We start from the raw sequence: 4,563 nt of genomic DNA on the forward strand, positions 1-4,563 counted from the left end.
ACAAACAGATCGTCTGTGCGGCCATGCGCAAGCTGCTGCACCTGGTGTATGGCGTGGTGAAATCCGACAAACCGTTCGACCCTCAGATCGCACTTGCGATGTGAGGATCAAGACGGTATCTACAGGGGATCGTGCAATCTGACACATTAGCGCTGCGGTCCCTGCCGGGGCGCGGGGCCAGCCGCGATTGGGTCTGCAGGGTCTGGATTCGATGAAATGACCGGGGTGTCTGGTAGAGTGGTCCTTTAAGGAACCGCAGCCTCGCTGATCCTGTGGGAGCCGGCTTGCCGGCGATGGCGGTGGCACAGACGCCCTCACCTTCGCCGCCACGGCGCTCGGCAGGCAAGCGACGCCTGGCGCCGACGAGGCCTGGCACCTCTACCCTTCCCGACCCGGAGACCCCAACCATGTTCGACTACACCGCCCGCCCCGACCTGCTCGCCGGCCGCATCATCCTGGTGACCGGTGCCGGTCGCGGCATCGGCGCCGCAGCGGCCAGGGCCTATGCGGCCCATGGCGCCACGGTCCTGCTGCTGGGCAAGACCGAAGCCAACCTCACCGAGGTCTATGACCAGATCGAAGCCGCAGGCCACCCGCAACCGGTGGTGATCCCGTTCAACCTGGAAACCGCCGAGCCGCACCACTACGACGAACTCGCCGCCCTGATCGAGAACCAGTTCGGCCGCCTGGACGGGCTGCTCAACAATGCCTCGATCATCGGCCCACGCACGCCGCTGGACCAGCTCTCCGGCGAGCACTTCATGCGTGTGATGCACATCAACGTCAACGCCACGTTCCTGCTCACCAGCACCCTGCTGCCGCTGCTCAGGCTGTCGAGCGACGCGTCGATCGCCTTCACTTCCAGCAGCGTCGGGCGCAAGGGTCGGGCGCACTGGGGGGCCTATGGGGTCTCGAAGTTCGCCACCGAGGGCCTGATGCAGACGTTGGCCGACGAACTCGAAGGCGTGGCCCCGGTGCGCGCCAACAGCATCAACCCCGGTGCCACGCGCACGGCGATGCGTGCGCTGGCCTACCCGGCCGAGAACCCTCAGGACAACCCGGCACCTGAAGACATCATGCCGGTGTACCTCTACCTGATGGGCCCGGACAGCGCCGGGGTCAACGGTCAGGCTTTCAACGCCCAATAGCCTCGGCGACCGCCAGGGCGGGCCGTGCGTGCTGGTCCTGGCCCAGCTCCATCTGCATGCAGCGCTCCAGGAACACGAACATGCAGTCGTAGCTCTTGCAGATCGCCTTGCGCAGCGCGGTGCACAGCGCCGGGTCCGGGTGCTCGCCGGCCAGCGTGCAGATGATCTCCAGCGCCTCCCACGGGTGGGTGTCGTCGTAATGGGCGTGCATCTTCAACCACTTCATGGCGCGCTTGCGGCCTTCGGCGGGGAAGCCCTGGGCGTAGGTGTCGGTCGAGCACACCAGCGCCGACCATTCGCCCGTCGCCCCTTCGATGGCATAGTTGGTCGCCGCGATCGCCACCACCAGTGGCTCGGTGGTGCAGACGCGCCAGCACCAGTCGTTCAGGGCGTTGAGTTCCAGCGGCACGTCCTGGGCCTGCAGGTCCGCCAGGCTGACGCCGTGGGCCTGGGACCAGTGCAGCCAGTAGTCGGCATGGTTGAGCTCGACACGGATGTTGCGCATCAGCCAGCGACGCGCCATGTCTTCCCCGGGATGACGGGCGAAGCGCGTACGGGTCAGGTTGTGGGCCATGTACAGCGAAAACTGTTCGACCACCGGCCAGCCACCGATCAGGTACTGCTGGATGGTCGCCGGCGTGATCCGGTCGTCGCGCAGGCGCTGGTAGAATTCATGTTCGACCACGCGGCGCTTGCTCTCATGGCAGTCGCGCAACAATTGCTGAGCCCAGGCAGGGTAGCTGGCAGGGTCCATGAGGGGTCCGACTCGAACGAATGCATCTTTCACGATCAACTCCTTGATTCCTTGTGATGTACAACGTTTTTCAGCGAAAAGCGCCCGGCACCGACTGACGGACTACCGTCGCGGTCGGACGACGAGGATACAGGCTGGCGCACTCGAACGCCTTAGGACGTTCTACCAGGTAGCCTTGGGCGTAATCCACGCCAATGTCCCGCAAGGCACTTTCGATCACGGGCGTTTCGACGAACTCGGCGATGGTGCGTTTGCCCATGACGTGACCGATGTGGTTGATGACCTCGACCATGGCCCGGTTGATGGGGTCGTCGAGCATGTCCTTGACGAAGCTGCCGTCGATCTTCAGGTAGTCCACCGGCAGGTGTTTCAGGTAGGCGAACGACGACATGCCGGCGCAGAAATCGTCCAGCGAAAACTTGCAGCCCAGGTTCTTGAGCTGGTTGATGAAGCGGATGGCGCTGCCCAGGTTGGAAATGGCGCTGGTCTCGGTGATCTCGAAACAGATCATCTGCGCCGGGATGCGGAACTCGCTGAACTGGCGCTCGAGGTACTCGAGGAACTTGTCGTCCCCGATGCTGGTGCCCGAGAGGTTGATGGCGCACATGGCCAGCGGGCCTTCGTGCCCGGCGTCCAGGCACTGGCGGATGGTCTGGAACACGCTGCGCACCACCCAGCGATCGAGCGCGCTCATCAGCCCGTAGCGCTCGGCGGCCGGAATAAAGTTCTCTGGCAGAATGGTCCGTCCGCTCTCGTCGTGCAGGCGCAGCAGGATTTCGATGTGGCTGTCACCCTGCCCGTCCAGCGGCACGATAGCCTGGGCGTATAGGCAGAAACGGTTTTCCTCGAGGGCGACGTGCAACCGCTGGATCCAGGCCATCTCGCCGAAGCGCGTGGACAGCTCGCTGTCGTCGGCATGGTAGACCTGCACGCGGTTGCGGCCTTTTTCCTTGGCCATGTAGCAAGCCATGTCGGCGGCGCGCAGTGAGGCTTCCAGGGTGGTCGGGCACTGGGCGATGTGCACCAGGCCGATGCTCACGGTGGTGACGAAGGGCCGCTCCTTCCAGACGAAGTGCAGGCTTTGCACCAGCTGGCGCAGGTGTTCGGCGATGCGTTCGGCCTGGTCGGCCGGGCAGTTCTTCAGCAGCACGCCGAATTCGTCGCCGCCCAGTCGCGCCAGGGTGTCGCCCTCGCGCAGGCCGGACTGCAGCACGGCGCAGATGTGCCGCAACAGTTCGTCACCGGCTGCATGGCCGCAGGTGTCGTTGACCAGCTTGAACTGGTCCAGGTCAAGGAACATCAGGGCGTGCCGGGCAGGCTGGCGGGCCAGCTCGTTCAGCGCCTGTTCCAGCCGGTATTCGAACTCGCGGCGGTTGGCCAGGCCGGTCAGCGCGTCGTGGGTGGCCTGCCAGGACAGGTTGGCGATGTACTGCCGCTCCTGGGTCATGTCGTGCAGCACCAGCACGGTGCCGCTGGTCACGCCGTCGGTGAGGATCGGCGAGCCGACCAGGTTGACCGACACGGTGCTGCCATCCAGACGCTGGATGTAGCGCGTGTGCTCGGTGCCGCCGCGCAGGTTGCCGGACAGCACCTGCTCGACCAGGTTGTGGCTCTCCTGCTCGGCCTGTTCGTCGAGCAGGCTGAACAGCGCGGCCATGGGCAGGCCATGCGCGTGTTCGGCGTTCCAGTGGGTGAGCTGCTCGGCGGCGGGGTTCATGTAGGTGATGCTGCCTTCGACATCGGTGGTGATCACCGCATCACCGATCGAGGCCAGGGTGATCTGCGCACGCTCCTTTTCCACCTGCAGGGCGTTGGCGAACGCCTGGCGCTGCGTCAGCAGCCTGGCCGAGCGTCGCCAGGCCAGGGCGATCAGGAACAGCGCAGTGGCCAGGTTGGTCAGCAACAGGACCTTGAGCAGCGTGCGCGAGCCGGCGCCCAGGGCGTCGCTGAACGCCACGGCCGCCGGGGTGACATTGTCGTTGATGGCCGCGATCCGGGCTTTCCAGTCGGCGATGCGGGCGGCATCGACCGGTCCTTCGGCGAACGCCTGACGCATCTGCCCGGCCAGCTGGTTCAGCGCCATGAGGTAGCTGTCGCCCACTTCCCAGTTGTCGATGGCCTGGTCCATGTAGCTGACGTCACGGAAATACCGGTAGAACCAGATCACCCGGGTGACGTCGGCCGGGTGATTGCCGCCAAGCAGGATGCCCTCACGCGCGGCGTCGAGGTCCGGCTCGGGCTGGTCCATGGCCTTGCGCAGCTGGTAGCCGCCCAGGGGGATGGCGATGGCGCGCTGGTAGCTCTGGAAGATCCGGTCGTCGTGGGTGTCGGCGTAGAGGCTCAGGTAATAGATGGCGTCTTTCTGGCCTTTCGACCACAGGCTTTCACCGGCCACGTAGGCACGCACGGCCGACAGCGCGTAGAGGCTCAGGCTGCCGAGCAGCACCTGAAACGCGACCACGGCGATGAACGGCCAGATGATGCCGAGCAGCCTTGGTGTGTCGAGCGTCCGATGTTCCTTCATGGGGTCCTTGTGTGCGACGTTTACGGCCTGGATAACGCCTGACCCAGCACAGACTAGGCGATGTGCCATGACTGTGGCAGTTTTTTTGCGACCCGCAAAGCCCCGGTCGGCGGGGGACGACGGGGGTTGTGGGGTGG

At 65.1% G+C, this 4,563-nt stretch carries 3 protein-coding genes; 1 reads left to right on the top strand and 2 read right to left on the bottom strand.

Features of this window, described 5'->3' with window-relative positions; genetic code table 11:
- The first annotated feature begins 407 nt into the window (after positions 1–407).
- A complete protein-coding gene (locus G7Z99_RS19525; protein WP_181096781.1) occupies positions 408–1,148 on the top strand; it encodes a YciK family oxidoreductase in 741 nt (246 codons plus the stop codon).
- On the opposite strand, the gene G7Z99_RS19530 is transcribed toward G7Z99_RS19525, so the two are convergent.
- Together G7Z99_RS19530 and G7Z99_RS19535 are read right to left on the bottom strand one after the other, a co-directional pair.
- Positions 1,135–1,935: a TenA family transcriptional regulator gene (locus tag G7Z99_RS19530; protein ID WP_181096783.1), complete on the bottom strand. Its 801-nt coding sequence runs from the start codon at positions 1,933–1,935 to the stop codon at positions 1,135–1,137. The two genes, G7Z99_RS19525 and G7Z99_RS19530, sit on opposite strands and share 14 nt — an antisense overlap.
- Positions 1,936–1,972: 37 nt before the next feature.
- Positions 1,973–4,426 carry an EAL domain-containing protein gene (locus G7Z99_RS19535; RefSeq protein WP_181096785.1) on the bottom strand — a complete coding sequence of 818 codons (2,454 nt, stop codon included), beginning with the start codon at positions 4,424–4,426 and terminating at the stop codon, positions 1,973–1,975.
- Positions 4,427–4,563 lie beyond the last annotated feature (137 nt).

The sequence above is a fragment of the Pseudomonas entomophila genome (assembly GCF_013523165.1).
In the GTDB taxonomy this organism is placed as follows: domain Bacteria; phylum Pseudomonadota; class Gammaproteobacteria; order Pseudomonadales; family Pseudomonadaceae; genus Aquipseudomonas; species Aquipseudomonas entomophila_A.

Coding starts and splice junctions, on each gene's coding strand:
- G7Z99_RS19525 (WP_181096781.1), top strand. CDS start 408: ATGTTCGACTACACCGCCCGCCCCGACCTGCTCGCCGGCCGCATCATC.
- G7Z99_RS19535 (WP_181096785.1), bottom strand. CDS start 4,426: ATGAAGGAACATCGGACGCTCGACACACCAAGGCTGCTCGGCATCATC.